2 rRNA genes are annotated in these 507 nt (G+C 52.1%); both read right to left on the reverse strand.

Annotated features, from left to right (window positions below):
* Positions 1-108: ribosomal RNA gene (gene rrf / locus DW904_RS22595) — 5S ribosomal RNA — on the reverse strand; the annotation flags it as partial.
* 125 nt (positions 109-233) lie between these two features.
* A 16S ribosomal RNA gene (locus DW904_RS22600) occupies positions 234-507 on the reverse strand; the annotation flags it as partial.

The following is a 507-nucleotide window of genomic DNA, read 5'->3' on the forward strand; positions in this document are numbered from 1 at the left end:
CACCTGCTCTCCCACATCGTCTCCAATGCAGTACCATCGGCCGCTTAGGTCTTAACCGTCGTGTTCGGGATGGGAACGGGTGTTTCCCCTAAGCGCATCGACACCGGAAGCTTTATTTACTTGGCGAGGTACTTCCGAGCTTAGTAAATAAGCTTGTTCTGCGCAGCAGAACTACCTCTTTTTCCTTGATAACTCAACAGTAAAACACATTTTTCTTCTCTACTTCTTCCTTAGAAGGAGGTGATCCAGCCGCACCTTCCGATACGGCTACCTTGTTACGACTTCACCCCAGTCATCGGTCCCGCCTTCGGCAGCTCCTTCTTTGCAGTTAGGTCACTGACTTCGGGCGTTACTGACTCCCATGGTGTGACGGGCGGTGTGTACAAGACCCGGGAACGTATTCACCGCGGCATTCTGATCCGCGATTACTAGCGATTCCAGCTCGTGCAGTCGAGTTGCAGACTGCAGTCCGAACTGGGACGTTATTTTTGAGATTTGCCCACCCTC

The organism is Ruminococcus sp. AM42-11, assembly GCF_003480145.1.
In the GTDB taxonomy this organism is placed as follows: Bacteria; Bacillota; Clostridia; order Lachnospirales; family Lachnospiraceae; genus Blautia_A; species Blautia_A faecis.